Raw genomic sequence first — 26,417 nt, forward strand, 5'->3', positions numbered from 1 at the left:
GCCGGGTTCAGCCCAGCGGCAGGGCGTCCTGGTAGCCGTTCACGGGCCGGGGCACCCTGGTGACCGTGCGGGCGTCCACTGCGACCGCCACGGAGCCGGTGCCCAGGGCCCCGCCCGGGTGCCAGGCCCCGGTGACCGTCAGCCACGTGTCGGCGGGCAGGGCGGCCCCGCCGTAGACCCGTACCTTCACGGACTGGGCGTCGGCGGCGCAGCAGCCGGGCGAGCACCATGGCGGGGTTCCCGGGTAAGGCGATCGCGGTGGCGGTCAGCACGACGGGATTGACGGCGACGCGGAGAGCAGGAACGCGAAGGCGGCGGCCGGGGTGACCCCGCGGCTGATGAGACTGCCGGTGACGGGCACGGAGGCGCACTCGCACCCCGGCAGCACGACTCCCGCGACCCCGGGCACGGCGAGCACGGCCCGCCGGGGCAGCAGCCGCTGGAACGCCCCCTCCGGCTCGGAGGCGTTGATCGCGCCGGACAGGGCCGTACCGAGCAGCGGGAACGGCAGGGCCTGCACGACGACGGCCAGACACACGGTCCGCCGGGCCTGCACGGCCGGGACGTCCCCCCAGCGCCCGAGGAGGAAGAGGAGGGCACCGGGGACGACGGCGGCACCGACGAGGAGGAGGCCCAGTGATGGGGCGGCTCGGCCCGGACGTCCGCCTCGCCCGCACCGTGGGCCCGACCGTCCTCGACCAGCGCACCGCCTTCTGCACACCGACTCCGCGTGTGGACGTCGGCACCGAAGACATCCCCGTACGACTACCGGACATCCCTGCCGGGGTGCGGGGCCCGGGGACACCTCACGTTTGTCACGTCCCGGCAGTACGGTGTCCCCCATGCGCCCCGACACGCCTGCCGAGAACGTCGACCACACCGCCGAAGCGGCACGCCTGGAGCGGACCGCCGGCCTGTACCCGGAGGACGCCGAGACCCTCCTCCTCCGGGCGGCGGCCCACCTGGAACTGTCCGGCGACCGCCCCGCGGCGACGGCCCTCTACGACCGCCTGCTGTCCTCCGCCGAGGGCCTGGACAACCCCGCCCTGGTCCGCGCCCTGAAGGCGTCGAACCTGTGGGAGTACGGCCACGAGGCGGAGGCGAGGGCGATCATCGAGGGCATCCGCACGACGGCCCCGCGGGACCCCGCCCCCTGGGTGATCGTGGCCGAGGCCCTGGAGTCCCACGACGAGCTGGAGGCGGCGGCGGACACCTTCGGCGAGGCCGCCCACCTCCTGCTGGCCTCGGTGGAGCAGCCCCCTCCCGCCACCCACCCCGTCCTCTACGGCCGCCACCGCGTCCGCCGCATGCTGGGCCTGCCGCACGACGACTGGGACACCCTCGCCGACACCCTCCACACGTCCCCCGTCCCCCTGGACGAACTCCACGACCCGAAACGCGTGTGGTCTTTGGGCTCGGACAACCCCGCGGAACTGGAAGCGGAGATCTCCCGCCTCCGCGCCGAACTGGGCGCCTACCGCGAGGCCCTCTCCCGCCCGTTCCCGGTGGCGGTACTGCACTGGCCGGCCCCGGAACTCTCGGAGTTGTTGTCGGCGTACCCCACCCTGTCGTCGGAGTACCCCTCCCACCCCGACCACCTGGCGACCATAGAGTCCTCCCTCCGCGAACTCTCCGCCTCCGGCACCCCCAACCTCGGCATCGTCACGGGCACGGTCCCGTCGTACGAGGCGTTCGCGGCATCGGAGGGCACCTCCCCGGGGGACGCGACGCTGCTGCCGCAGTACGCGACGACGCTGGCGGCCCGGGGACGTGCCGTGGCTTGGCCGCCGGGTGAGGGGGCGGGGTGTTGGTGTGGGGTGGGGCGGCAGTACGGGGATTGTCACGGAGCGTAGGCCGACAGGGGCGTGGCCGCCGGTTCGGCAGCGTCGCTCCCGGCAGGAACGAGAGAACGACCGACCGTGGACACCACCCCCGAAATCCGCGCCCGAATGAGCCGGCAGAAGAGCCGGAACACGGAAGTCGAGATGGCCCTGCGGCGTGCTCTGCATGCGGCGGGGTTGAGATACCGAGTCCACCGCAGACCGCTGAAGGGTGTGCGCCGCGAAGCCGACGTCGTCTTCGGTCCGGCGAAGGTCGCCGTGTTCGTCGACGGCTGCTTCTGGCACGGCTGTCCGCAGCACGCGACCTGGCCCAAGGCCAACGCCACCTTCTGGCGCACCAAGATCGAAGGCAATCGGCGGCGGGACATGGACACCGACGAGCGGCTTGCATCGGCCGGCTGGTTGGCCGTTCGGGTCTGGGAGCACGAGGACCCGGTCGAGGCCGCAGCACGTGTGGTCGCTTTCGTCAGGGCTCGCCGAACGAGTACCGACCGCAGCTGACGAGCGGTCACGCCGTCACGGGCCATCGAGACCATGCCGCGACGACGGTACCGTCAGATTTTTTTTGACATGTTCATCGATGTCAAATCGCTGCTACTGTGTGCGGTCCGAGCTGACACACCGTCGGCCGGCCCGTGATCAGGAGGCATGACGCACGATGCCGCATTCGGCACCATCCGCCGTGGAGGGCGAGGCTTTCGGGTCCTGGCTCCGACGCCAGCTGCTTCGGGCCGAAATGTCGCAGGCGGACCTCGCGGCCAAGCTCGGCAAGACACGCGCGGCCGTTTCCGCGTGGATCACCGGCCGCGCCGAACCCCGTGACGAGACGAAGGCGCGCATCGCCGAGATCCTGGGCACCGATCTGGCGTCCCTGGTGACGCGAACGACGGACGTACCGATCGACCGACCGATCCGCTGGCACCATCGCCTCGCGCACACCGACGGCGGCCGCGAGTACGGAAACGCGGCCGCGTTCGCCTTCGACGCGGATCTGTCCGTGCTCGCGCGCGAAGCGACGCAGAACTCGCTCGACGAGCGATGTGATTCCCGCTCACCGGTTCGCGTCCACTACACGCTCCACGAGCTGGACGGGGCATACCTCGACGCCTTCCTCGCCGCACTGCACTGGGACGATTTGCTACCGCACTACGAGGAGGCCGCCCGCGGCAACCAGAAGGTCTCGCGCAGCCTCCGTTCCGCCCTTGCCGATCTCTCCCAGGAACGTCGACTGCGGCTTCTGCGCATCGACGACTACAACGCCTCCGGGTTGACCGGGCCCGAGTACAGCGACGGCCGTTTCGCCGCGGTCGTACGCCGCCAACTCGACAGCCACAAGATCACCTCCGGGCGGGCCGGCGGCTCCTACGGCCTGGGCAAGGCGACTCTCTGGGCGACCAGCCGCTTGGGCCTCGTATTGATCAACTCGACATTGTCGGAGCCGCACGAGGGACGCACCGAGGGCCGGGTGATCGGACGTCTGGATCTGCCCTGGCACGAGGTGGGCGGCGAGGCCTTCGCCGGTCCCGCCTGGTTCGGCGAGCCGGACACCGAACCCGAGCATCGCGGGGTGTCGCGCTCGTGGTGGGCCGACGACGCAACCCTGCGCCGCCTGCATCTGCGGCGGTCCGGTACCGAGCCCGGCACGTCCTTCCTCATCGTGGGCGCCTACGACGCCTCGGGAGCCGCCGAAACCCTCCAGGAGATGCACGACAAGCTCGTCCGGTCGCTCGCCGACGACTTCTGGGCCGCGATGATAGGTGGTCGGTCCGCCGAGCCGCTTCTCGACGCCCGGGTCACCACCCTGCGCAACGGCGAGGTCTATCTGCCCGAGCAGCAGGTCGATCCCCACGAGTATCACCCGGCGTTGAGCCGCGCTCTGCGGGCGTATCTCGACGGGGACACCGTCGACAAGCTGACGGCCGCCGACCAGGTGGTCCGCGCCGACGTCCCGTTGGTCGTGTCTCCCTTGAAGGACCACGGCCGACCGCGTGACAGGGGCTGCGAACACCTCGCCGTGCTGCTGCTCACACCGGCCGACGATCACGACACACGCATCAACCACGTGATCTGCATGCGCGGAAATCGAATGACCATCACCGAGCAGCGCCCTCGGGACCTCCCCCTGGGGTCGCCCCCGTTCCAAGCCGTCCTGCTCGCCGGTTACGCGACCGGACGGGACGGTGAGGACGTGGCCCTGGCCGAAGCCTTCCTGAGGGCCTCCGAGCCACCCGAACACGACCGGTGGGATCGGACCGAGGAACTGACGACGTCCTACCAGAGGGGCGCCCTCACCAGGCTCAAGGAGTTCCGATCGGCGATCGACCACACGGTCCGCTCACTCCTGGGCAAGCGCGAGATCACGCGCAGCAGTGGTCCTGCGGTACTGCGTGAGCTTTTGAAGCTGGACACCGCGGCCGGCGTGGGCGGTCGGCGGGTCCAGTCGTTTCCAACGGTGCGCAACATCGAGGCGAGGCTCGACGACCGGGGCGCTTGGCACGTCACGGTCCGTCTGAAGCTGCCCGACGCGGACGACCCCTGGGTTCTCGCGCCGGTGGCCAAGTTCGACGTGCGTTCGGGCGGCCGGCCCTCCGTGGAGTGGGAACTGCTCGTCGGCTCCGAAACCTGCCGAGCGGAGAACGGGACGATCGTCGTGGAGCCCGGTGTCCGCACGGCGGTTTTCAGTGGCGTCACCGATCCGGCCAGTCATCCGGTCAGGGGTGGCTACGCCCGTCTGGTGGTCGACGTGCCCAAGGCCCGCGGAGGTGAGGCATGAAGCCGGTCTTCCCCTACCCGACACTCCTCGGCGACGTGACCTGCCGAATCGTGTCGGTTGCCGTGGACGGCAAACCGCTGCCCTACACCAACGTCTCGGCCACGGAGCGTGTGGTCGCCCTGCACCAATCCGGACGCGCGCGGTGGGAGGAGGCAAGACTCGACCTCCGCGTGACGCTTCCGGACGCCGAGTTGCGGGAAGGCCCCTGGCAGGACGTGACCTGCCTGGCGGTGCTGACCGAGAAGGCCACCAACGCACGCGTCACGTCCCGCCTTCGTCCTGAGTCGGACGGCGCCATGACCGGCTCGATCACTCTTTCGCGCACCGACCATCTGCGACGCGCGACGCTGTCCTTGCTGGTCGTCGCCACCGTCGACGGGGTCCCCGGCCGCCTTGTGGGGTCCGCCGAGGACGACTGGTACATCGATGTCCAAGAGACCACACCGGTCCGTCAGCGAGAGATCGAGATCGTGCAGGTGGACTTCCGCGACGGCCCCCACCCGTGGTTGCGCCCCTTCAGGGAAGCACCGTGGATCGTGGAGACGTCCGGCGACATGCCCACCGTCTACCTCAACACCGGTGCGGTCGAAGGTCTTGTCGAGGTCCTCGACGGCCGCGGTGGCAGCGCGACGGAGCGTGTCGTACGGGAGATGGCGGCTTCCCAGATCGCACAGGATGCCTGGACGGCAATGTTCCACACGGCCGCCGGTGACCTGGACGAGGACGAGGACGGAACCCCCGTGATGCCCACCGGATGGCGGGAGGCCGTGCTTCGCGCGATGCTTCCGGACGTACTGCCCGGCCGACAGCTCACCGATGCCCTGTACGAGATCAACGAACGCCGTACGAAGGGGTTCGGGTGGTCCGAATTGCAGACGGGCGTCCAGTACGCGGCCGGACGTCGTGCACAGATCGCGAAGAAACTGACACACGCGGTGCGCACCGTCGACCGCGCCGAGAGGAGCGCCGACTGATGCCGCGCCGCGGGCCGTTCGACATTCCGCAGGTACTCGGCTTGTTGCCCGACGCGGCCGTGGCCAAGTATCTGAGCAGAGGCATACAGTCGGGTCAGGAAAACCCGCCTCAGGTGGCTCTGCGCAAAGCGAGCACGTCCCTTTCGGACACGGAGGCCCGATGGCGCGCCGCGCCGATCCGGGAACTCGTCGAGCAGGCGATGACGCACTTCGCGGACGACCGTCACGCGTCCGACGGATGGCTCGCACCCCGTCTTCACGCAACCCTTCGCATCACGCGGGCGGAGGCGGGCGATCGGAGGCTGTGGAACCACCTCGCCCTGCTCGTTGCACCCGACTACGTGGTGTGGCGCTGGCGAGGCAACGCCGAGATCGCCCAGAGTTCACGCTTCTGCGGACCTCACTACACCCAGTGCTTCTCTCGCCTGTGGTGGGCAGCCGAGCTGTTCCGGAACGGCCCCGACTACCGCCCCGTGGAGACCGCCTTCACTCTCCAGGACATCCTCAACACCACGCTTCGCCTGGACGTGATCGACCACCGGCCGACCGCTCAGGCTCTGCTGCGCGTTTTCGAGAGACTGCTCTCCGGCGGCACAGCACGCCCCGCCGACCATGTGAACGCGCTGTCCTCCGCAGTGAACGCCGCCGGCAGCACGCTCGTCTACGACGTCCTCGCACCGGACCGCCCGCGGCTGGTGGACGAACTCCAGGACTGGATCGCCGAGTCGGAGGAAGCGCCTCCGGTGCGGTGGGACCGGCTGCCCGAAGGCCCTCACGACGGTCGGGTTCCCCCGGACTCCGTCGACGCGCTCGTCCCGCTGTTCGACAAGCTCCTGTCCGAGGCACCCCTGCGCCGTCGTAGCGACGCCCGGAAGGAAGGAGCCGAGGCCACCGCCGTGCCGGCGCAGCGCCAAGGTGTCAGCCTGGAAAAGGAACTGCCACCCTGGATGTCCTGAGGCTGGTGGCGGGCTACGCCTGGACTTCGCCTTCGCCGGGTGTGGCCCGTTCCGGCACTTCCGTGGACCATCGCAGCAGCTTTTCCCATACGTCGTCGCCAGGGACGCCGAGGCCCAGTGCCGCACTCAACACGTGCACCCCGAACCGCGGCGGCACCGCGTTGCCGATCTGCTGGGCCTGGTCGTTGCCCCGCCACGGATACCGATAGGGGAAGCTCTGGAACACGCCGGCCTCCTCGTTGCTCAGGCGGTCCAGCTCCCTCTCCGGCTCGCCGCGGCTCACGATCCGGTTCCGCTTCCACTTGCCGGTGATCGTTGCGGACGGTTCGTCGGATTCGCGTCGACCTCGTGCCTTGGGGTCGCCACCACTGCCGTAATTGGAGACGACGCAGAACGGCTCGGTGCGTTGTGCCGCCTCCTCCACGATGCCGCGCGCGTACACCTCCTTGAGGGCCCTCTCCATCGAAACCCACGACTCGCGCGGCCCGAAAAGCGCTTCGGTGGGCACGACGCCCTTGCGGTACTGCTGGTGCGTCGGCGGCACGAAATGCTTGGGGAACTCGGTACGCCGAGCGACGAGCACGGCGCGACGACGGGTCTGCGGCACCCCGTACTGCTCCGTGTGGAAGATCCTCGCCGTGGTCTGGTATCCCACGGCCTTCAGGACCTTCTCGTACTCGTGCCACACCGCGATGACCGCGGGGACCTGTTCCAGCACGATCACGTCGAAGGGCCGGGGCTCCGTCCCGCCATGGCGCGGACGAAGCATCGCCTCGAAGATCCACCGAAGCGGCTGGAGGACCAAACCCGTGCGTTCGTCGTCGAGCTTCTCCAGCTCTCGCTGGATTTCCTCCCAGGTCTCGCCCTTGTGGCCCGCCTTCTCGAGCTTGTACCAGTCGTGCATGCGGTGGATGAACTTCGTGACGTCATCCAGCGCCTTGCGCCCCGAGCCGCTTCCCGCGATGGAGAACGTTTGACACGGGGGCCCGCCCGCCAGCACGTTGCATTCCTTGAAGTCGCGGTGATCGGGCCCGAAAAGTCGGACATCGCCGTGGACCGTCGGCAGTCCGGCGGCGATTCGGGTGGCCACGGCGTCGTCGTCCCACTCGATCCCGATCGACGGGATGTCCAGGACGTGGGCCGCCAGATCCAGTCCCCCGGGCCCCGCGAAGAGGTCGACGATCTGGAACTGCCCTCGTCGGGCCTCTTCGGGCGGAGCGCTGGTCATGGTGGCACAGTCTATCGGTCAGGCGACCCGCCCGACTCCCCCTTCACCATCCGCCCCAGAGCATCAGGAATCGGCTCGGGATCGCAGGACAGAGGCGATGGACTCGCCCACCGCCCGCGCGAGGGGAGGGGGTGTGGCGTTGCCCACTTGTCTGTAGCGCACGGTCTTCCGGCCGGCGATCCGCCACTCCGGGGGAAATCCTTGCAGAAGAGCCGCTTGCTCGACGGTGAGCGGGACGAGCCCGCTGCGGCCGGCGGCCGGATTCCAGGCGAAATCCGTGTCCGGAACCTCGTCGGCGACGGTGGCTCCGTCAACCCCCATCAGGGCCCACTTGCGTTTGGCACCGGTCGGCCCGAGATCCGCTCCGCCGCGATCCCAGGAGCCGCCGACGATGGTGGGCGCGGGCGCACCGGCTTGGTCGGCCCACTTGTCGGCATCGATCCACCCCCGGGCTCCCATGGAATCCCGCAACGTCTCTCCCACCGTCGGGGTCGGCCCTGGGTGCGGCGTGGGGGACTCGAATCGGTCGATCAGGTCGCCTTTGAACGCGACGAGGAAGCCGACCTCTCTGTGTTGCGGCACGCCGTAGTCCTTGGCATTGAGCACGAGCCACCGGAAGCGGTATCCGAGGTGATCGAGTTCCTCGCCGATGAATTCGCGAATCGGCTGATACTCACCCTTTCGGACCAGATCGGGTACGTTCTCCAGGAGAACCGCGCGCGGCTGCACGCCGTAGACCAGGTCGACGGCAGCCGCGAGTACCGCCAACTCCGCGTCGTCTCCTCGAGTGCGATTGGCCGCTGCGGGCGATTTGACCCGGGGCAGCCCCCCGGAAAGCAGCTGAACGTCGTACACCTGCTGCTCGTCCACGGGATCGAAGTCGACCAGATCCATCTCTCGGACGTCCCAGTGGGGGCGGTTGGTGCGCAGCGTCTCGCAGGCGACCGGCCGATTGTCGAGCAGCAGCACCGGGTCGAACCCCGCGTCCTCCAGACCGCGCGCCAGCCCTCCGGCCCCGGCGCAAATCTCCAGTGAGGTGAGACGCCTCGACGAAGCCCCATCGCCCTGTACCGCAGCGGGCGGCACCTTCCCCCCGATCACGCTGCCCCAGCCCTCCCGCTCGAACGGAGGCCGTTCGAACCCACGCCCGGCCGCCGGCCGGGCAAGTACCCCTTGATCAAGGGTACTGGCCGACCGGGCCTGCCGGGACGCGTTTCGATCACGGTGCGTCGATGATCGCCTGTCCTCTCTTGCCCGAGTCGACCGTCGTGAAGCGCAGTACGCGACCGTCGGTCCGTCGAGCCGACGCGGGTGCCACGAAGGAGAAGGCCATGGTGATCTTCTCGGTCGCGAGCCGGCCGTCCTCGCCGATGTCGGCCCGGTGTTTCGACTCCACCACGGGGTATACGACGACGACGCCCCGACGAGGGGCGACCAAGGCCTCGGTACTCGGATCCCCCGAGTCCGCGAGACCGCCCGCGATGCGCAGGGGCACGGCCCGGTGCTTGGGTTCACTCAGCGCGCCGAAGAGCGGTCCCCGTCGCCGCTCGCGCCCGAACCAGGCGTACGAGCGGTTCCCGGTGCCGAGGAACAGACGTTGTCCGCGCTTGGCGTGCTGCGGTGCGAGCACCAGCCAGTCCTCGACGTCCGACGAGGCAGCGTCGTTGATCTCGGACAGATACGCGAGATGGGGCGCGAACTGCGAGGGAGCCCCCCAACGCACCTGATGAACGAGGGCGAGGAACTCGGCGGGCGTGAGCCTCCCGACGAACGCGTCGAACCGGTGGGTGACGGCGTCGCGGTCGGGCTCGGGCGGGAAGTGATAGGCGAACGACATGGCCGTGGTGGACAACGACTCCAGCACCGGAGACCACAGGTCGGTGTTGTGTCGAAGGTCGGCCGCCCGGGTCGGGTAGGCCGTGGGCTCCTGCCACTGCCCCGGGGACCGCAACTCGACCAGGCGCGCGTTGTACATCTTGTTCGGGCTGGTCGGCTTGAGCCAGGGCAGATGCTGCGAAACGAGCGGAGGCACCTGGTCGGGGGTGACCTGGGGCTTGCCCCCGATCATCTTCGCGTACTGCTTCAATTCCTTGCGGAAGTTCTCCTCGTCGAGACAGATCGCCTCGAAGCCGGCGTAGAGGTCGATCTCCTTGGTCCCCACTGTCTCCGCGCGCCCGAGGAAGAGGCGCACCAGGTCCCGGTACCCCTCCCGGAAACCGAACCAGCGCCCCATCTGCATGAGGGTGGAGGCGTTGCCCGCACGGCGGCGGAAGTAGGAGACGGTGAGCCCTTCGACGGTGAAACCACGAGCGAGCTTCTGGCCGCCGATGAGGATCTTCCAGACAGAGCGCTTGTCGAAGTCCGCCTCGCCGGTCTCGATGTCCCTGTCGCCGTTGACGACGATGATCGGACGGTCGTCACCTCCGATCCGGGTGACGGCCGGACCCACGTACCGGGCCAGTGCCTCATACGAGGGCGGGACGGCATGTCCGTCCGCGCGTACGGCCGACACGGGTGCCACGTCCTTCTCGAAGAGTTCCTGCAGACGGCGACGACCGGCCTCTCCCATGTACCCCGCGTTCCACCACATCTCGGTCACCTTGCCCAGGAGCTCGCGGTGCACGTCGGTGCGCACGGACTCGTGGATCAGCATCGTGTGGTGCTGGAAGTAGCGGTCCCCCAGTCCTCCCTTGTCCTCTCGATACAACTTCATGGCCGCCGTGAGGACGAACATGTCCATGGCCTGCTGCAGGCAGAAGTCGTCGTCTCCACTCTCGTCGTGCACGGTGATGTTGCGCACGTGCGCCAGTTCGTTGGAGTTGGCGAAGTCACGCTCGGTCTCCGGGATCGCGGAGTCGAGGTCGTGGAAGTCACGGGCTCCCATGTACCCGGCGGGGCGCGGCAAGGAGACGATGAAGTCCTTCGGAAAGATGTCCTCCGCGTCGCTGGGGTCGACGAACACGTTGGCGTACGGAGTGGCCGTGTACCCGACGTACTGGGCGCGGGGCAGCAGCTGCAGCAGCTCCGAAATCTTCTGGTTGATGGCGCTGCGTTCCGCGTCGGGCTTCGCGAGGTTGGAGGTGTTGACCGAAGCCTCGTCGGACTCGTCGTCGATGATCAGGACGGGGATCTCGGAAAGCGGCGTCTTGATCTTCTTGAGATCCTTTACGAGCTTGCCCAGGACCGTCTTGTGCTTCTTGACGACCATGAGACGCGCCGACGACCGATGCAGATTGCGTGGATCGTAAAGCGGCAGCGCCGGCTCCTGCTTCTCGAATTCGAGCGCCGTGATTCCCTGCAGCAGGCTCTTGTAGTCGTCGTCCCGCGTGGTGAGCCGCACGATGTCGAACCCGCCCCGGGTCGACGGAAGGTCACCGAAGCTGGTGAACTTGCCCTGGATCCACGCCGGGTCGTTGGCGTAGTCGGACTCGTACTCGCTCGCCCCGCGCAGGATGTTCTCACGCCCCACCAACTCCATGTCGAGGCGCCGCTGAGTCTGTGCCCGGAGCATGTTGAGCGTCCCACCGAGGACGATGACCAGACGGTATCCGGCGTCGACCGCCTTGGCGATCACACCAGCGAAGTTGGCGGTCTTGCCGGACTGCACATAACCGACCACCAGTCCCTTCGACTGGTAGGCGGCAGGCTGCGTCGGGTCGGCCAACCGCTCGACCACCGAATCGGTGGCGACGTCGAGCCCGGCCACCGCCTCGGGCCCCCAATTCTTCCTCTCCAGGTAGGAGCGGTAGGCCGGCCAGTACCAGGACCGCCCCTGCATCGACTGCGGCGTGTACCACGGAACGAACTCGTCACTGATGACCACGGGAGCATCGACCCGGGCGACGGGGACCAGGCTGTCCAACAGCTTGCGCGTCTCCTCGGACAACGCGAGCAGACTGTAAACGTCGTCCCGACGCTGCTGGGTTCGCTCCGCGCTCTTGGACCACGGAGCGTCCGGCAGGAAGTCCCAGTCGGTCAGCTTCCTGCGCCACGCCTCGACCAGAGGATCCGTGGGATGGGATCTTTCCAACGCCGCGCGCACGACGTCCTCACGTGCCAGATCCTCGGCCTCCGGAGAGAGGCTCTCCGCCTGGTAGCCCAGTGCGCGCTCGAGATTCTTGGGGCGGCTGGTGCGCATGTCCGCGAGAGCGGCGTCGAGCACCTGCAGGAGAAGGGCGTCGGTGGAGCTGTCGGTCATGTGTTTCCTCGGGGTGCCGGTGGGTGCCGGGCGTCATGGGTCAGGGGAGCGGTAGATCGGAAAGTTCCAGTGGTGGCAGTTGTCCGACAGACGACAACCCCGTGACGTCCACCACGTATTTCACCGTGTCGATGCGCCCGACGGCGTCTTCCGGCAGGTCGTCCACCGTGAGACGAGGCATGTCGGCCGCCCGCATCACCAGAGGGCTGTCGCGTGGCGTCCAACGCTCGTCGTCCGGCTGTTCGACGTCCCAGCCCACGGCATCGAGCAGTGCGTCCAGCCGTCGTCCCAGGGCGATGCTCTCGGCGGCGGCCGCATCGCGCGTGGCTTTCACCGAGTCCGCGAGGGTGCGCCCGCCGGCACCGCCTCGGGTCAGGCGCAACGAGGCGAACCAGAGCGGCCTCCCGGCCGTCTCCGTCAGCTGCCCCAGACCGTGGATGGTGTGCCTACGGCGTTCCCAGGCAGTCGTCTTGACCTCCAGGTCCGTCGATTCGAGGGCGAAGTCGTGCTCTTCACCGGTCGGCCCCACCCAGGCGTCGAGCGCCGCCTGCCATCCGATGGTCTCGGCCACCCTCACCAGTACGGCAAGTTCGCCGTGGAGCCCCAGACGCCTCTCCCGTGAGAGGCCACGAGGTCTTCCCAGGAGAGCGCTCCAGCCGTGCACCGTCTCGTCGAAGGCCCGTGCCAGACCATGCCCGTCGACGACGATGCGGTCCGCCACGGCCAGCAGAAGGTCATGGAAGTCCCGGAGCAGTTCGGGTTCCGAGGTCGTGACGCGCGCCAGGCGCCGGCCGCCGTGGAGAACCCGGTCGATGCGGACGGCCGCCAGCGGTGAGCGCGGGGCTTGGTGGCGGCCCGCGAGTTCGACGTGCAGGGCGATACCGCGTCCCGCGTCTGCGATCTCGTAGGAGACCAGCGGTTCGTCGATGCCCGAGAGCCGATAGCTGGCTCCCAACCCGCGTCCAAGGTAGTGCTCCACCGTCGTCCAGGGCAGTTCGACTGTGGATGTCTCCACGGCCGAGTCGGTCGTGCCCAGGGCATTCTCGGCTCCACCTCCTCGGCCCCCCATCAGTCGGCCACCCGATCGAGCTCCGTACGTGCGGCGGCGACGAGAATGGACTGCCAGAGTTCGATGTTGTCCTTCAGTCGGCTCCCCAGCCGCTCACGCTGAAACGCGTCCTGCATCAGCAGATACATCAGCGCCTTGACCATCGGGGCGTCGTTGAGCGAACCGCTGCGGCCACCGAGCAGCGCGGCGCGGTAGTGCTGGTTGAGCAGGAGGACCCGGGCTTCCTGGTCGATCTCGAAGAATCTGTCGTTGGGGAGTTTCTGCCAGCGGAACTGCAATGGTTCCTCGTGGAGCAACGGCAGTTCCTCCTCGATCACCTGGCGTACCTGCGGATCAACGCCACGCCCCGGCGGAACGGCGGCCTTGCGCGTGACACCGGCTCGTTTCCGCGCCTCTCGATAAACCCGCTCGGCATCCGAGAGGTATGCGCCGAACGTACGCCCTTGATCATCCTTGGCGTTGTCAAGAGCTGCCGTGAACTCAGGTGACGCCTGCACCCCCTCCTTCTTCACGGTGAGCCGGAAGACCGCCCCTTCGGGGTCGTCCGGGAGGTCGACCGCCACCCGGGCAAGGGCCAGGTGCTGCTCCGGCTGACGATAGTTGTTCCACCCTCCGGCCTGCACGAGGCGGTCGTTCCTGTAGAAATAGAAACCTTCCCGATCGACGACGGAACCAAAGGCTTTGTATTCGTCGAGGGAGGAACGCGGCGGCCAGACATGGGCGCGCAGATCGATGGACCCCAAGGAATCCGTTTCGGCTACGAATGTGCTCGGGTAACCCGCGTCTCCCGAAACCGGATAGCCGAACGGGTCGAGCGACTCCACTCCGTAGTTCGCGTATTCGAAGCCGGTCCGGACGTCCTGGACGGAGATGGTGATGTGGAAGTCGTCCCGGGCCAGGAATCTATGCAGACAGAGCCCCAGGTGCAGGCCCAATTTGTTGACGGTGCGGTGCAGATAACGGTCGGTCTGGCCTCCACCGCCATGCTTGGGGAAGTCCTTGACACCGTCCCATCGGACGATCGTGCCTTGGAACCCGATCGGTCGTCCCTGGTAGAAGTCGACGAAGTCCTGGGCGAAGTCGGGATCGATGATGTCGCACTCGAAGCTCTGCTTGGCGTGCTCCATCAGCCAGCGCCGGCCGACGGGACGGGTGCGCTTGGTGCGACTCACCACTGTCACCGATTCGGCGTGGCTCAGCGACGCGGACTTCAAGCCGGTGCCGAACATACCGAGCGACCCCTTGGCATAGCCACGACGACCACCCACCGTCATGGCCACGTCCAGCTCGTCTTCGTTCATCCCCTTGCCGTCGTCGACGATCACCAGACTGACCAGCTGGTCACCGTCGCGCAGGAAGTGGATGACTACATTCGCCGCCCCCGCATCGAGGGAGTTGTCCACCAAGTCGGCGATGGCCGCTTCGAAGCCGTAGCCCTGACTGCTGAGCGCTTCCATGTAGCGCCCGTCGGGTGGCAGCCGCTTGCTGCCGGTCGTGGGGACTTCGAACTGCCACTCGCTGACCATGACCTGCCTTCTCGCCGAGTGCCCGCTGCCCTGAAGTCGGGCATCGTCATCATGCGACGAGGAGGTGACCGTAGTCGACCGGAGGCGGGAACTCCGCGTCCGGAACGACGCCGTGGCGCATCAGGTTCACCGGTGTCTGCGGCTCCTGCCGGCGAAGCCGGAAGACGCCGTCGGTCGGCGAGGCCCGGCGCCGCGCGGTGCGGCGCCCGGACCTTCGTAGTGCCTACACCGTCGCTGCCAGCTCCGCCCGTCCGAAGAGCAGGGCGTAGCCCGTGGGGAGTTGGGTCAGGACGCGGGTGGTCAGCGTTTCGCCGATGTGGGTCGACAGGACGCTGAGGACCGAGCTGACGTCCCAGCGGGCCGTTGCCGGGGTCGAGCCCTCGATGCGGGTGGCCACCGATTCGACGAACTCGCGGGCCGTCAGGGGGCGGGTCGCGGGGATCTGAGAGGCGATCACGCTGCCCGCCTCGCGGGGGAGCGCCTGGGCCAGGGCCACGCGTTCGTCGCCGGTGACGTGGCCGCCGAGGGCCGAGAGGACGATGCGGGTGACGCGTTCCGCCTCCGCCCTCGTCGGGTACTGGCCCGCGTCACGCACCGCCTCGATCAGCGCCAGCCAGTCGGCGTTCTCCGCCTCGCCCTTGGCGTGCGGGCGCGGGGACGGGGTGGCGATGGTGGTTCTGGGCTGCGTGGTCGTCACGGTCATCGTGGTGGCTCCTCCTCCGGGACACTTCGGGGCACCGGAATGCCGGTTACCCCGTAACGCGGCGGGCATGAGCGCGACTTCGGCCAAGCTGCGGCCGGTGGGGTCGTGCGGTCGGGTGGGGGCGTCGATGGCGGGCCTGCTGCGGGGGCGTGGGTGGCCTTCGTGAGCTGTGTCGAGTGGTGTGGGCCAAGAGGCCCGTGTATCCGGGCAGGCCGCCGCGTCCCGGGCCCGCTCCGGCCGCGGGACGCGTGCGCGTGGATGCGTGTGGATGCGCAGTGCTGTGGACGGGGGTGGGACGGTGGGGCCGGCCGCGGTCGGTCCCGGCCTGCGTGTGGGGCAGGCCGGCCGTGGTCGGCCCCTGTCCTGGGGCTGTCGGCTCAGCCGCTGATCTGCTTGCGGTCGTCGCCCCCGCTGATCTGGATCCTGCGCGGCTTGGCCTGTTCGGCCACCGGGATGCGCAGGGTCAGGACGCCGGCGTCGTACGAGGCGTCGATGCGGTCCGTGTCGAGGGTCTCGCCCAGGAACAGCTGGCGGGTGAAGGTGCCCGTGGGGCGTTCGGCGACCAGCATCTCCGCATCCTCGGGGGCGGGGTTGCGGCGCTCGGCCCGGACGTTGAGGACGTTGCGCTCGACGTCGAGTTCGATCGACTCGGGGTCGATACCGGGAAGGTCGAAGTGGACCAGGAACTCGTCCCCCGAGCGGTACGCGTCCATCGGCATCGCGGCCGGGCGGGCGGTCGCGCCGAAAAGCTGCTGCGTGAGCCGGTCGAGATCGCGGAACGGGTCCGTACGCATGAGCATCACAGGTCACTCCTCTCCTCAGGGACTGGGGTGCGATGCCCTACGGCTATTTATATAGCTCTGCGCGGGAAAGTTGACAAGCCTCGGCTCAGGCTGACGGCCTCCACGCGCCCGCGCGTTAGCCTCGATGCCGATACGAGGAGGCACACATGGCCAAGGTTCCCAGCGCGGTCGTAGCCGCCACCGGGCTCGTCGGGGGTTACGGCGTCGCCCGTTGGACCAAGAAGCGGCAGTTGGGCGGGGTCGTCCTGGCGGCGGCCGGTGCCGCCGCCGCGCAGCAGTGGCGGGCGCGGGCCGGCGGGAAGGCCGCGGGCGCGCTGAGCGCCGCGTACGTCGCCGCGTTCGCCGGGTCCCACCCGCTCGCCAAGAAGGTCGGCGCCTGGCCGTCCGTCCTCGGTGTCGCCGGCGCCGTCGCCCTCGCCTCCTGGGCCGTCGCCGACCGTCGCAGCGCCTGAGAACGCGCCGCTACGACACACCCGACCTGAACGACCTCCGGTACGCCTGCGGGCTCGTCCCCACCACCCTCCGGAACCGTTCCCGGAAGGCCGTCGGTGAGCCGAAGCCCGTCTGGACGGCGATCCGTTCCACCGGGTGCGCTGTGGTCTCCAGCAGGTGCTGGGCCCGCCGCACCCGCGCCCGGTGCAGCCACTGGAGCGGCGTGGTGCCCGTCTGTTCCCGGAAACGGCGGTTGAGGGTACGGGTGCTCATGCCGGCCTCCGCCGCGATCCCGGCCAGCGTCAGATCGCGGTCGCAGTGGTCCTCCAGCCAGGTCAGGAGGGGCTCCAGGGTGGTGCCCGCGGGGGCCGGAGGGAGGTCGTGGACGATGAACTGGGACTGGCCGCCCTCCCGCTCCAGCGGCATCACGGACATCCGGGCCGCGTGCGCGGCCACCGCCGAGCCGAAGTCCCTGCGGATCATGTGCAGGCACATGTCCAGGGCGGCCGCGGCGCCCGCCGACGTCAGGAACTGGCCGTTGTCGACGTACAGGACGTTCGGGTCCACCGTCACCCCCGGATGACGCCGGGCCAGCTCCGGGGCCGCGATCCAGTGCGTCGTCGCACGCAGGCCGTCCAGCAGCCCCGTCGCCGCGAAGAGGAACGCCCCCACGCAGATCGACGCGATACGGGTACCGTTCGCCGCCGCCGCGCGCAGCGCCTCGGTGACCCCGGGCGGCAGGGACTCCGGTGGGTCCGCGACCCCGGGCAGGATGATCGTGTCGGCCTCCGCGAGCGCCTGAAGGCCGTACGGCGCCCGGACCGTGAAGGCACCCGCGCTCACCTCCTCCCGCACCGAGCACACCCGGATCCGGTACGGCTCCCGGCCGTCCGGCAGCCGGGCCCAGCCGAAGGTGTCGACGGGGGCGGAGAGGTCGAACGGGATGACGCCGTCCAGCGCCAGTACGGCCACGGTGTGCATGGCGAGAGGGTAGGGGTACGGCGGAGTCTCGCCAACACGGGCTCCCGGTATGCGGGGGAGGGCTTCGCTTCGGCCCGGGGGAGAATCCGGCCAGGCGGGACTCCGGGCAGGCGAGATTCGGGAAGGCGGCACTCCGGGAGGGGGCCCGGCAGGCGGGGCTCCGGGAAGGGGGACTCCGGGCAGGGGGACTCCCGGCAGGCGGGACTCCGGGCAGGGGAGCATGCGTCCAGGCGAGCATGTGCCCTGGTGAACACGCTTCCTGGCGAGAATCCGTCGGAGCCTGGCACTCCTGCCACTCCTCCGCCGTCTCCGCCGCTCCTACCGTCCCCCTGTGACCAAGTTCCTCCTCGCCGTCCACGTCATCGCCGCGATCCTCGCCGTCGGTCCCGTCGCCGTCGCCGCCAGCATGTTCCCGCCCGCCGCCCGCCGCGTCCTGACCGCCGGAGCCGGCGTCGGGGCCGGGGTCGGTGCTGGTGGCGGTGGCAGTGGCGTCGTCGGCATCGGGCCTGGTGAGCCGGACGCCGGCGGGACGCTCCGGCTGCTGCACCGGATCTGCCGCGTCTACGCCGTCGTAGGCGTCGTCGTCCCCGTCTTCGGGTTCGCCACCGCGAGCGAGATGGGCGTGCTCGGCAGTGCCTGGCTGATCGTGTCGATCGCCCTCACCGCACTCGCCGCGCTCGTCCTCGTCGCGCTGGTGCTGCCGGCCCAGACCGCCCTCCTCGAAGGAAGGCCCGCCCCGACCGCGCGGCTCGCCATGGTCACCGGACTGTTCAACCTGCTCTGGGCCACCGTGACCGTCCTGATGATCGTCCGGCCCGGCTCCACCACCGGCGCCTGAGGTCGCCCGCCGGGCGAGAGACACGGCCCGCCGCCACCCCGTCGAGGCTCCGGGCGGGAGTCACCCCGTCGAGGCTCCGGGCGGGACTCCGGGCGGGAGTCACCGCCCGCCACCGCCACCCGTCGCCGAGACCTCGCCCCAGGCGACAATCACGGCTCGCCGCCGCCACCCGCCGCCGCGGTCGCACACCGGACGACACTCACGCCCGCCGCCGAGACCTCACACCAGGCGAAAGACACGGCTTCCCACCGCCCGCCGAGGCCTCGCACCGGGGCGGCGTCCGTCCCCCGCCGCCCGCCGCGAGGCCTCGCCCGTGCCACGCCATCGCCGGAGGGAAGAAGCCGGCCAGGACAGTGGTCCGCGAACCCGGCCCCTACGGCCGGCTCGCCGCCGGCGGAGCCGCCGGGCCACCGCCCCGGTTGCCGGGCCGGGTGTTCCGCGCCGCCGCCTTCGCCCGGCCGGCCACCGCCGTCAGCGGGCGGGCGACGTCCTCCAGGGAGCGGCGTTCGGCCCGGACCGCCAGAGCCGCCGCGACCAGGCCGGCCGCGCACATCAGCGCCGCGCCGATGCAGAAGGCCAGGACCGTGTCACCGACCCGGCCCGTGCCGGTGAGGTCCGCGAACAGCAGGGGGCCGCTGATACCGCCGGCCGCGGTGCCGATGGCGTAGAAGAAGGCGATCGACATCGCCCGCGTCTCCATCGGGAAGATCTCCGACACCGTCAGATAGGCGCTGGAGGCACCCGCCGAGGCGAAGAACAGCACGACGCACCAGCAGGCCGTCAGCGTGCCCGCGCTCAGCGAGCCCCGGCCGAACAGCCACGCCGTGCCGAACAGCAGCAGACCGGAGAGCAGGTAGGTCGAGGAGATCATCACGCGGCGGCCGACCGTGTCGAACAGCTTGCCCAGCAGCAGCGGACCGCAGAAGTTGCCGATCGCGATCACCGCGAAGTAGTAACCGGTGCGGTCGGCGGGCACGTCGAAGAACTTGGTCAGGATGGCGCCGAAACCGAAGGTGATCGCGTTGTACAGGAACGCCTGGCCGATGAAGAGGGAGAAACCGAGCACCGCCCGCTTGCGGTACTGGCCGAAGACCGTACGCGCGATCTCCAGGAAGGTGACGTTCTTGCGCTGGCGGATCTCCAGCTCACCCTCCGGCTCCGGCAGCCGCTCGCCCCGCTCCTCCTCCACCCGGCGCTCGATGCCGGTGACGATCTCCTCCGCCTCCCGGTCCCTGCCGTGGATCAGCAGCCACCGCGGGCTCTCCGGGACGTGCCGTCGTACCAGCAGGATGACCAGGGCCAGGACGGTGCCGAGCGCGAAGGTGAGGCGCCAGCCGACGTTCGCCGCCAGCAGGTCGGTGTCGAGGGCGACGATCGACAGCAGCGAACCACCCACCGCGCCCAGCCAGAAGCTGCCGTTGATGACCAGGTCGACCCGGCCGCGGTAGTCGGCCGGGATCAGCTCGTCGATCGCGGAGTTGATCGCCGCGTACTCACCGCCGATACCGAAACCGGTCAGGAAGCGGAACAGGAAGAACCACCAGGCCTCCCAGGACACCGCCGTCAACGCCGTCGCCGCGAGGTACACCGCCAGCGTGATCATGAACAGGTTCTTCCGGCCGAAACGATCGGTCAGCCGGCCCCAGAACAGGGCGCCCACACAGGCACCCGCCACATACAGGGCGGCGGCGATGCCGGTGACCTGCCCGGAAGAGATGGACAGACCGCTGCCGGGCTCCGACAGCCGGCTGGCGATGTTGCCGACGACCGTGACCTCCAGGCCGTCGAGGATCCACACGGTCCCCAGCCCGATCACGATCGTCCAGTGCCAGCGGGACCACGGCAGACGGTCGAGTCGGGCGGGAATGTTCGTGGTGATGGTCCGGCCGGTCTCCGGCGACGGCGCTTCGGCTGCTGCGCTCATGGGGCTCCCTCCACGTCGAGGCGGGATAACGGGTGCCCTCAGCACACCGGGCGCACACCGGGCGCACACCGGAACAGTCCGATCAGGCCCCCAGCCCCCGCGACACCGCGTAGATCACCAGACCCGCCAGCGACCCCACCACCGTGCCGTTGATACGGATGAACTGCAGGTCACGGCCGATGTGCGCCTCGATCTTCCGAGTGGTGTGCTCGGCGTCCCAGCCCGCCACGGTGTCCGTGATCAACGAAGTGATCTCCGCCCGGTACGTCGTCACGACGTGCACCGCCGCGCCCTCCACCCAGCTGTCGACCTTGTCCTGCACCTTCGCCTCGGTCGCCATCCGCGACCCCAGGGACAGCAGCGCGGCCCGCACCCGCTGCCGCAACTCGCTGCGCTCGTCCTCGGCCGCCGCCACGATCATCGACCGTACGGCCGTCCACACGGACGCGATCAGATCCTGCACCTCCCCGCGCCCCAGCACCTCGCCCTTGAGCCGCTCCACCCGCGCCCGCGTGTCCGTGTCGGACTGCAGGTCGGAGGCGAAGTCGGTGAGGAAACGGTCCAGCGCGCCCCGCGCCGGATGCGTCGGCATGTCCCGCATCTCGGTGACGAACCGCAGCAACTCCTTGTAGACCCGCTCACCGACCTTCCGGTCCACGAACCGCGGCGTCCAGCCCGGCGCCCCACCCTCCACGGCCACCATCACGTCGTCCCGGTGCAGCACCAGCCAGTCGTGCGCCCGCGACACCACCAGGTCCACCACCCGCCGGTGCCCGCCGTCGGCGACGATCCTCTCCAGCGTCTTCCCGATCCCCGGCGCGATCTCCTGCGCACCGGCCCGCCGATTGATCGCCTCCCCGACGACCGCCTGCACATCGGAGTCCCGCAGCACGGTCAGGGCACCGCGCAGCGCCGTCGCCAGCTCCGCCGTCACCCGGTCCGCGTGCTCGGGCTCCGCCAGCCAGGCACCCAGCCGACTGCCGATGCCCACCGCGCGCAACCGCTGCCGCACGACGTCCTGGGAAAGGAAGTTCTCCCCCACGAACTCACCGAGCGAGATCCCCAGCTGGTCCTTCTTCGTCGGAATGATCGCGGTGTGCGGGATGGGCAGCCCCAGCGGATGCCGGAAGAGGGCCGTCACCGCGAACCAGTCCGCGAGCGCACCGACCATGCCGGCCTCGGCCGCCGCCGCGACATAGTCCGCCCACGGCCCCGCGCCCGCACCGCCGGCCGTCTTCGCCAAGACGTAGACCACCGCGACGAACAGCAGCAGACCCGTCGCCGTGAGCTTCATCCGCCGCACCCCGCGCCGGCGCTCCTCGTCGGCCGGGGTGAACGCCGTCATCGTCCTGTACGACGCGCCCCGCTCCGGTGTTCCCGTCTCGGTACGTTCCATCAGCTCCACCCGCTCGGTGATCCCGCACACAATTGTCCCTTCCTGACCGACTCCCGGAACGAAACGAGAGTTCCCGGCGTCTGTCTGAAGGGCGGCAATGGCAGGGTCCTGTCAGGCCGCCCCGGCCCATGACGCATCATGGGAGCAGCAAGATCGGAGCCCCAGGCTCCCATCTCCCGAGGAGAACAACACAAGAGTGGCCAAGCGTCATGGTTATGCGGTACTCGGAGCGCTGATCGCCCTGGTCATCGCGGTGTCCGCCGGCATATACGTCACCGTTGCCGCCGACGACGGCACCCCCCGCAGCACCCTCGCCGCGGGCAGTCCGCACCGCGACTCCCACGCCGCCCCCGCCTCCACCGGCACCTGGGTCGGCGCCTGGGCCACCGCCCCCGTCGGCGGCGAACCCGGCACCGAGACCACCGGCCTCGCGGGCCACTCGGTCCGCAACGTGGTGCACACCAGCGCCGGCGGTACGGGTGCCCGCATCACGCTGTCCAACCTCTACGGCCAGTCGGCCCTCACCATCACCCACGCCTCGCTCGCCCTCGCCACCGGCGACGGCACCGCGGCGGCCGACGCGGAAACGATGCGGCGCCTCACCTTCGGCGGCAGCACCGACGTCGTCATACCCGCCGGCGGACAAGCCGTCAGCGACGCCGTACGCGTCACCCTCCCCCACGGCGCCGACATCCTGGTCACCACCTACTCCCCGACCCCCTCCGGACCGGTCACCTACCACCCGCACGCCCGGCAGATCTCGTACGTCGCCGACGGCGACCGCACCGAGGACGCGACCGGCACCCCCTACACCCGACAGACCCCCTACTGGCGCTACCTGACCGCCCTCGACGTGCTCAGCAACGAAGCCGCCGGCACCGTCATCGCCTTCGGCGACTCCATAACCGACGGCATCACCTCCACCACCGGCACCAACCGCCGCTGGCCCGACGTCCTCTCCGGACGCCTCCGCGGCGCACTGGAGGAAGGACGGCAACTGCCGCGCTACAGCGTCGTCAACGAAGGCATCAGCGGCAACCAGGTCCTCGCCGACGGCCTCGGCCGGCCCGCCGAGAACCAGAGCGGCCTCGCCCGCTTCGGCCGGGACGCACTCTCCCGCACCGGCGCCAAGGTCGTCGTCATCGACCTCGGCGTCAACGACATCCTGCGCAACCCCAGGCTCGCCGACCCCGACCGCATCGTCACCGGCCTGCGCACCCTGGTCCGCCAGGCCCACGCCCGCGGCCTGAAGGTCGTTGGCGCCACCCTCATGCCCTTCCAGGGCCACCGCGGCTACACCCCCGCCCGGGAAGCCGTACGCCGGCAGGTCAACGCCGAGATCCGGGCCGGCGGCGTCTACGACGCGGTCGTCGACTTCGACAAGGCCCTCCGGGACCCGTACGACCCACGCCGACTGCGCCCCGAGTACGACTCCGGCGACCACCTGCACCCCAGCGACCTGGGCTACCGCACCATGGCCGACGTCTTCGACCTCCGCACCCTGAAGGGCGCGGGCCAGGCGGAGCTGTAACCGGGCCGGGCACCGCGGGAACCCGAGCGGGGCGGGGCACGGCGGGGGCCTGAGCGGGGCGGGGCACGGCGGGAGCCGGGCGGCGAGGAATACTGGCGGACATGACCCGCTTGATCCTCGCCACCCGCAACGCCGGAAAGATCACCGAGCTGAGGGCCATCCTGGCCGAAGCCGGACTCCCCCACGAACTCGTCGGCGCGGACGCCTTCCCGGACGTCCCCGACGTCAAGGAGACCGGCGTCACCTTCGCCGAGAACGCCCTCCTCAAGGCGCACGCCCTCGCCCAGGCCACCGGCCTGCCCGCGGTCGCCGACGACTCCGGCCTCTGTGTGGACGTCCTGAACGGCGCCCCCGGCATCTTCTCCGCCCGCTGGGCCGGCCGGCACGGCGACGACCGGGCCAACCTGGACCTCCTGCTGGCCCAGCTCTCCGACATCTCCGAGGAACACCGCGCCGCCCACTTCGCCTGCGCGGCGGCGCTCGCCCTGCCGGACGGCACGGAACGGGTGGTCGAGGGGCAGCTGAGGGGGGTCCTGCGGCACACCCCCGCCGGCACGAACGGCTTCGGCTATGACCCGGTCCTCCAGCCGGAGGGCGAGACACGGACGTGCGCCGAGCTGAGCCCGGAGGAGAAGAACGCGATCAGCCATCGGGGGAAGGCGTTCCGGGCGTTGGTGCCGGTGGTGCGGGAGTTGTTGGGCTGACTTTACGGAGGGGGCCCCGCACCTTCAGATCGAAGGTGCGTAGGCCTTTTCTCCTGTGGGCCCGGTGGGACTCGAACCCACGACACACCGGACCTAAACCGGCGCCCTCTTGGCCAGCTGGGGTACGGGCCCTCAGCGGTGCCTACTCTACTGGGCGCTGCGCGCGTCTCGCCGACCACCTCTGCACCAGGTACTCGTGATCGCGTGGCAGTTGGGACACAGCAGCCGCAGGTTTTCCTGTCGGTTGTCGCGCCAGTCCCCGTTGATGTGGTCGATCTCCAGCGTCATCGGCTTGCCGTGCCACTCGGGGCCGACCCCGCACCTGGCGCATCGCTCAGGAACGCCTACTTCCCGGAGCGCACGCCGGAGGCGTGTGGTCGCGATCCGGTTCCCACCGTCATGCCGCACCAGGACAGCTTCCGGCCGCTTGGCATTCGTGCCCGGCTTCCCTCGCTGATGTGCTTGGCCGAGGAAATGGGTGGCGTCAAGGCCATCTTCGGCGATCCACTCGCGGAGCAGCGCACGTTGGCGACCGTTGTCGGTGCGACCCATGCGGCGAAACACCTCGGCGATGGATGCCGACTCATCGACCACCGTCCGCAGTTCCTCCGGCGCGGGTCGCGCTTGCCTCCCGGTGGGCGAGAAGTGCGAGATGTCGATACCGAAGTGAGCGAATCGATGGACGAGGTACCTGCGGAGTCGGCCGTACGGCCGGGTCCCGAAGAAGGCGATGACCTCGTCAAGATCCGAGCACTGCGCGGCCGCCTCGGCCAACCGCTCACGCGTGTACTGCACCCCGCCGCTCATACGGCACCTGCCCGGGCACTGCCCTTGCCACGCCCTCGGTAGGTATCGGTGGTCGAGTGGCAGTTGGGACAGAGCAACCGCAGGTTCCCGACGCGGTTGTTCCGCCAGTTGCCGTCGACGTGGTCGACCTCCAGCGGGAGTCGCTCGCCGAGCCAGACCGGCTCGGTACCGCACAGGGCGCAGCGCTCCTCCACACCCAGTTCGATCATCGCCCTCTTGAGCCGCCGGCTCGGAATGCGCGGAGCATGCGCCGACGTGTTCTCGACAAGGATCTCTTCGGGAGTCCGGCGGCGCTGGTTGTACCGCATCCGCTCGGTCCGGACCACGGACGTGAAGTGCGAGGTGTCGATCCCGTACGCCCTGATCCTCCGGCTGATGTGCGTGTGATGGCCGCCGACGACCTCCAGGCCGAGGTGGCGCAGCACCTCGCACATGTTCGTGGAGGCGGCCACGGCCCGCTCGAGGACCTCCCTGGTCCACTTCACCCCCTCCCGTTCGAAGTGCGAGACGTCCACCCCGAGCTTCTTCATCCGCCCGAGCACGTAGCGCCGTGCCGGGCTCCTCGGATCCACCCCCAGCCGCTCCAGGGCTTCCGACAGCGTCCGTGCCCCGCGGGCCGCCGTCTCCAGTCGTTCCTTCGTGTATGTGCCGGCCCCCACCGAAGCCCCTCCGTTCCGGGCGGGCGTTCGCCGCCCGTACGGAGTAACGAACCGGTTATCGGACAGTCACGCCCGGAATCACGGATACGGAAAACGGCCCGCGCCGGGGGTTTCCGGTGCGGGCCGTTCGTGGGGCGGGTGGGTCAGACGCCCAGGTCCTTGAGGATCTTGGCGACGTGGCCGGTGGCCTTGACGTTGTACAGGGCGCGTTCGACCTTGCCGTCCTCGTCCACGACCACCGTGGAGCGGATGACGCCGACGACCGTCTTGCCGTACAGCTTCTTCTCGCCGAAGGCGCCGTACGCCTCCAGGACCCGCTTGTCGGGGTCGGCCAGCAGGGTGACCTTCAGGGACTCCTGCTCGCGGAACTTCGCGAGCTTCTCCGGCTTGTCGGGGGAGATGCCGATGACGTCGTAGCCGGCGGCGGCCAGGACCTCCAGGTTGTCGGTGAAGTCGCAGGCCTGTTTGGTGCAGCCTGGAGTCAGGGCGGCGGGGTAGAAGTAGACGATGACCTTGCGGCCCTTGTGGTCCGACAGGGACACCTCGTTGCCGTCGGCGTCGGGGAGGGTGAAGGCGGGGGCCACGTCCCCGGGCTGGAGTCGCTCGCTCATCGGACCAGCGTAACCGGGGGGCCTTGCGGTGCGGTCCGGCCGTGAGCTGACAGACTGTTCGAGAACACCATCAACCAGCATCATCAGACTTCCCGCAGACTTCGGAGGCCGTACGGTGGCGGACACGTCGGACACCAGAACCCCGGCGCAGATCGAGGCGGACATCAGGCGCCGTCGTGACGTGCTGGCCGAGACGCTCGACGAGATCGGGGTGCGTGTGCATCCGAAGACCATCGTCGGGGACGCCAAGGCCAAGGCCGTCGCCCATGTCGACCACACGGTCGGACGGGCGTACGTGCAGGTCAACCGGGTCGTCAGCGACGTCCGGGCGCGATTCGTGGACGACGAGGGGGCGCCGCGCCTGGAGCGGGTCGTGCCGGTCGCCCTGGTCGTCGTCGGGGTCGTGGGGCTGCTGGCCCTGGGGGCCCGGCGGCGCCGGGACTGACCGGGGCGGGGTAGGTTC

Annotated in this window: 23 protein-coding genes, 1 tRNA gene and 2 pseudogenes; 10 read left to right on the forward strand and 16 right to left on the reverse strand. The window is 69.7% G+C overall.

The window, feature by feature from the left end; translation table 11 throughout:
- Positions 1–7: 7 nt before the first annotated feature.
- Positions 8–214: pseudogene (locus ACZ7N4_RS05345) on the reverse strand (TIGR03943 family putative permease subunit); the annotation flags it as partial.
- Positions 210–637: pseudogene (locus ACZ7N4_RS05350) on the reverse strand (permease); the annotation flags it as partial. The pseudogenes ACZ7N4_RS05345 and ACZ7N4_RS05350, both read right to left, overlap by 5 nt.
- Before the next feature lie 205 nt (positions 638–842).
- On the opposite strand from ACZ7N4_RS05350, the gene ACZ7N4_RS05355 reads away from it, so the two are divergent.
- The 5 genes from ACZ7N4_RS05355 to ACZ7N4_RS05375 all read left to right on the forward strand — a co-directional run bounded on the left by ACZ7N4_RS05355 (position 843) and on the right by ACZ7N4_RS05375 (position 6,544).
- Positions 843–1,853, forward strand: coding sequence for a tetratricopeptide repeat protein (locus ACZ7N4_RS05355; protein WP_471353997.1), 1,011 nt, complete (start codon positions 843–845; stop codon positions 1,851–1,853).
- 66 nt (positions 1,854–1,919) lie between these two features.
- Positions 1,920–2,342, forward strand: coding sequence for a very short patch repair endonuclease (locus tag ACZ7N4_RS05360; RefSeq protein ID WP_471354000.1), 423 nt, complete (start codon positions 1,920–1,922; stop codon positions 2,340–2,342).
- A gap of 157 nt (positions 2,343–2,499) precedes the next feature.
- Positions 2,500–4,614 (forward strand): helix-turn-helix transcriptional regulator, encoded by a 2,115-nt coding sequence (locus ACZ7N4_RS05365; RefSeq protein ID WP_471354002.1) that lies wholly within the window; start codon positions 2,500–2,502, stop codon positions 4,612–4,614.
- Positions 4,611–5,588 carry a hypothetical protein gene (locus ACZ7N4_RS05370; RefSeq protein WP_471354004.1) on the forward strand — a complete coding sequence of 326 codons (978 nt, stop codon included), beginning with the start codon at positions 4,611–4,613 and terminating at the stop codon, positions 5,586–5,588. The genes ACZ7N4_RS05365 and ACZ7N4_RS05370 overlap by 4 nt, the downstream gene beginning before the upstream one ends.
- Positions 5,588–6,544, forward strand: coding sequence for a DUF6339 family protein (locus ACZ7N4_RS05375; RefSeq protein WP_471354006.1), 957 nt, complete (start codon positions 5,588–5,590; stop codon positions 6,542–6,544). Before ACZ7N4_RS05370 ends, ACZ7N4_RS05375 begins: the two co-directional genes overlap by 1 nt.
- A 13-nt stretch (positions 6,545–6,557) precedes the next feature.
- On the opposite strand, the gene ACZ7N4_RS05380 is transcribed toward ACZ7N4_RS05375, so the two are convergent.
- From ACZ7N4_RS05380 to ACZ7N4_RS05410, 7 genes are all read right to left on the reverse strand, one after another.
- Positions 6,558–7,772: a DNA cytosine methyltransferase gene (locus ACZ7N4_RS05380; RefSeq protein ID WP_471354008.1), complete on the reverse strand. Its 1,215-nt coding sequence runs from the start codon at positions 7,770–7,772 to the stop codon at positions 6,558–6,560.
- A 63-nt stretch (positions 7,773–7,835) separates the two neighbouring features.
- On the reverse strand, positions 7,836–8,873 hold the full coding sequence (locus ACZ7N4_RS05385) for a DNA cytosine methyltransferase (protein ID WP_471354010.1): 1,038 nt from the start codon (positions 8,871–8,873) through the stop codon (positions 7,836–7,838).
- A gap of 118 nt (positions 8,874–8,991) precedes the next feature.
- Entirely contained in the window at positions 8,992–11,970 is a 2,979-nt protein-coding gene (locus tag ACZ7N4_RS05390; RefSeq protein ID WP_471354012.1) for a Z1 domain-containing protein, read from the reverse strand.
- 40 nt (positions 11,971–12,010) lie between these two features.
- Positions 12,011–12,985: a PD-(D/E)XK motif protein gene (locus ACZ7N4_RS05395; protein ID WP_471354014.1), complete on the reverse strand. Its 975-nt coding sequence runs from the start codon at positions 12,983–12,985 to the stop codon at positions 12,011–12,013.
- Between the two features lie 53 nt (positions 12,986–13,038).
- A complete protein-coding gene (locus tag ACZ7N4_RS05400; RefSeq protein WP_471354016.1) occupies positions 13,039–14,565 on the reverse strand; it encodes an ATP-binding protein in 1,527 nt (508 codons plus the stop codon).
- A 223-nt stretch (positions 14,566–14,788) separates the two neighbouring features.
- Positions 14,789–15,268 carry a DUF2267 domain-containing protein gene (locus ACZ7N4_RS05405; RefSeq protein WP_471354018.1) on the reverse strand — a complete coding sequence of 160 codons (480 nt, stop codon included), beginning with the start codon at positions 15,266–15,268 and terminating at the stop codon, positions 14,789–14,791.
- A gap of 377 nt (positions 15,269–15,645) precedes the next feature.
- Complete coding sequence (locus tag ACZ7N4_RS05410) at positions 15,646–16,068, reverse strand: Hsp20/alpha crystallin family protein (protein ID WP_471354020.1); 423 nt, start codon at positions 16,066–16,068, stop codon at positions 15,646–15,648.
- Positions 16,069–16,217: 149 nt separating this feature from the next.
- On the opposite strand from ACZ7N4_RS05410, the gene ACZ7N4_RS05415 reads away from it, so the two are divergent.
- The gene (locus ACZ7N4_RS05415) at positions 16,218–16,523 is read left to right on the forward strand and encodes a hypothetical protein (protein WP_471354021.1); all 306 of its coding nucleotides are present in this window, start codon (positions 16,218–16,220) and stop codon (positions 16,521–16,523) included.
- Between the two features lie 10 nt (positions 16,524–16,533).
- Here the strand turns inward: ACZ7N4_RS05415 and ACZ7N4_RS05420 are convergent, their stop codons facing one another.
- On the reverse strand, positions 16,534–17,484 hold the full coding sequence (locus ACZ7N4_RS05420; RefSeq protein WP_471354024.1) for a GlxA family transcriptional regulator: 951 nt from the start codon (positions 17,482–17,484) through the stop codon (positions 16,534–16,536).
- Between the two features lie 331 nt (positions 17,485–17,815).
- Here ACZ7N4_RS05420 and ACZ7N4_RS05425 point away from each other — a divergent pair, with 331 nt between their 5' ends.
- The gene (locus tag ACZ7N4_RS05425) at positions 17,816–18,322 is read left to right on the forward strand and encodes a hypothetical protein (protein WP_471354026.1); all 507 of its coding nucleotides are present in this window, start codon (positions 17,816–17,818) and stop codon (positions 18,320–18,322) included.
- A 373-nt stretch (positions 18,323–18,695) separates the two neighbouring features.
- Here ACZ7N4_RS05425 and ACZ7N4_RS05430 read toward each other — a convergent pair whose 3' ends face one another.
- Positions 18,696–20,246, reverse strand: coding sequence for an MFS transporter (locus ACZ7N4_RS05430; protein ID WP_471354029.1), 1,551 nt, complete (start codon positions 20,244–20,246; stop codon positions 18,696–18,698).
- 82 nt (positions 20,247–20,328) lie between these two features.
- A complete protein-coding gene (locus ACZ7N4_RS05435; RefSeq protein WP_471354031.1) occupies positions 20,329–21,672 on the reverse strand; it encodes a DUF445 domain-containing protein in 1,344 nt (447 codons plus the stop codon).
- 166 nt (positions 21,673–21,838) lie between these two features.
- On the opposite strand from ACZ7N4_RS05435, the gene ACZ7N4_RS05440 reads away from it, so the two are divergent.
- Both ACZ7N4_RS05440 and rdgB read left to right on the forward strand, forming a co-directional pair.
- On the forward strand, positions 21,839–23,173 hold the full coding sequence (locus ACZ7N4_RS05440) for an SGNH/GDSL hydrolase family protein (RefSeq protein WP_471354033.1): 1,335 nt from the start codon (positions 21,839–21,841) through the stop codon (positions 23,171–23,173).
- Between the two features lie 101 nt (positions 23,174–23,274).
- A complete protein-coding gene (rdgB, locus tag ACZ7N4_RS05445; RefSeq protein WP_471354035.1) occupies positions 23,275–23,877 on the forward strand; it encodes an RdgB/HAM1 family non-canonical purine NTP pyrophosphatase in 603 nt (200 codons plus the stop codon).
- Between the two features lie 56 nt (positions 23,878–23,933).
- Here the strand turns inward: rdgB and ACZ7N4_RS05450 are convergent.
- From ACZ7N4_RS05450 to bcp, 4 genes are all read right to left on the reverse strand, one after another.
- Positions 23,934–24,009: transfer RNA gene (locus ACZ7N4_RS05450), tRNA-Leu, on the reverse strand.
- 15 nt (positions 24,010–24,024) lie between these two features.
- Positions 24,025–24,684 carry an HNH endonuclease signature motif containing protein gene (locus ACZ7N4_RS05455; RefSeq protein WP_471354037.1) on the reverse strand — a complete coding sequence of 220 codons (660 nt, stop codon included), beginning with the start codon at positions 24,682–24,684 and terminating at the stop codon, positions 24,025–24,027.
- A complete protein-coding gene (locus ACZ7N4_RS05460; RefSeq protein ID WP_471354039.1) occupies positions 24,681–25,343 on the reverse strand; it encodes an HNH endonuclease signature motif containing protein in 663 nt (220 codons plus the stop codon). Before ACZ7N4_RS05460 ends, ACZ7N4_RS05455 begins: the two co-directional genes overlap by 4 nt.
- Before the next feature lie 143 nt (positions 25,344–25,486).
- Positions 25,487–25,954, reverse strand: coding sequence for a thioredoxin-dependent thiol peroxidase (gene bcp, locus ACZ7N4_RS05465; protein WP_471354041.1), 468 nt, complete (start codon positions 25,952–25,954; stop codon positions 25,487–25,489).
- Between the two features lie 115 nt (positions 25,955–26,069).
- Between bcp and ACZ7N4_RS05470 the strand changes: the two genes are divergently transcribed.
- Positions 26,070–26,399, forward strand: a complete 330-nt coding sequence (locus tag ACZ7N4_RS05470) for a DUF3618 domain-containing protein (protein ID WP_471354043.1) — start codon at positions 26,070–26,072, stop codon at positions 26,397–26,399.
- Positions 26,400–26,417: the final 18 nt, after the last annotated feature.

It is taken from the genome of Streptomyces sp. NPDC107654 (assembly GCF_055639035.1).

What these genes read in the sequence shown, in the direction of transcription:
- ACZ7N4_RS05355 (WP_471353997.1), top strand. Translation starts at nt 843, where the DNA reads ATGCGCCCCGACACGCCTGCCGAGAACGTCGACCACACCGCCGAAGCG.
- ACZ7N4_RS05365 (WP_471354002.1), top strand. Translation starts at nt 2,500, where the DNA reads ATGCCGCATTCGGCACCATCCGCCGTGGAGGGCGAGGCTTTCGGGTCC.
- ACZ7N4_RS05370 (WP_471354004.1), top strand. Translation starts at nt 4,611, where the DNA reads ATGAAGCCGGTCTTCCCCTACCCGACACTCCTCGGCGACGTGACCTGC.
- ACZ7N4_RS05375 (WP_471354006.1), top strand. Translation starts at nt 5,588, where the DNA reads ATGCCGCGCCGCGGGCCGTTCGACATTCCGCAGGTACTCGGCTTGTTG.
- ACZ7N4_RS05380 (WP_471354008.1), bottom strand. Translation starts at nt 7,772, where the DNA reads ATGACCAGCGCTCCGCCCGAAGAGGCCCGACGAGGGCAGTTCCAGATC.
- ACZ7N4_RS05390 (WP_471354012.1), bottom strand. Translation starts at nt 11,970, where the DNA reads ATGACCGACAGCTCCACCGACGCCCTTCTCCTGCAGGTGCTCGACGCC.
- ACZ7N4_RS05400 (WP_471354016.1), bottom strand. Translation starts at nt 14,565, where the DNA reads ATGGTCAGCGAGTGGCAGTTCGAAGTCCCCACGACCGGCAGCAAGCGG.
- ACZ7N4_RS05405 (WP_471354018.1), bottom strand. Translation starts at nt 15,268, where the DNA reads ATGACCGTGACGACCACGCAGCCCAGAACCACCATCGCCACCCCGTCC.
- ACZ7N4_RS05410 (WP_471354020.1), bottom strand. Translation starts at nt 16,068, where the DNA reads ATGCTCATGCGTACGGACCCGTTCCGCGATCTCGACCGGCTCACGCAG.
- ACZ7N4_RS05415 (WP_471354021.1), top strand. Translation starts at nt 16,218, where the DNA reads ATGGCCAAGGTTCCCAGCGCGGTCGTAGCCGCCACCGGGCTCGTCGGG.
- ACZ7N4_RS05420 (WP_471354024.1), bottom strand. Translation starts at nt 17,484, where the DNA reads ATGCACACCGTGGCCGTACTGGCGCTGGACGGCGTCATCCCGTTCGAC.
- ACZ7N4_RS05430 (WP_471354029.1), bottom strand. Translation starts at nt 20,246, where the DNA reads ATGAGCGCAGCAGCCGAAGCGCCGTCGCCGGAGACCGGCCGGACCATC.
- rdgB (WP_471354035.1), top strand. Translation starts at nt 23,275, where the DNA reads ATGACCCGCTTGATCCTCGCCACCCGCAACGCCGGAAAGATCACCGAG.
- ACZ7N4_RS05455 (WP_471354037.1), bottom strand. Translation starts at nt 24,684, where the DNA reads ATGAGCGGCGGGGTGCAGTACACGCGTGAGCGGTTGGCCGAGGCGGCC.
- bcp (WP_471354041.1), bottom strand. Translation starts at nt 25,954, where the DNA reads ATGAGCGAGCGACTCCAGCCCGGGGACGTGGCCCCCGCCTTCACCCTC.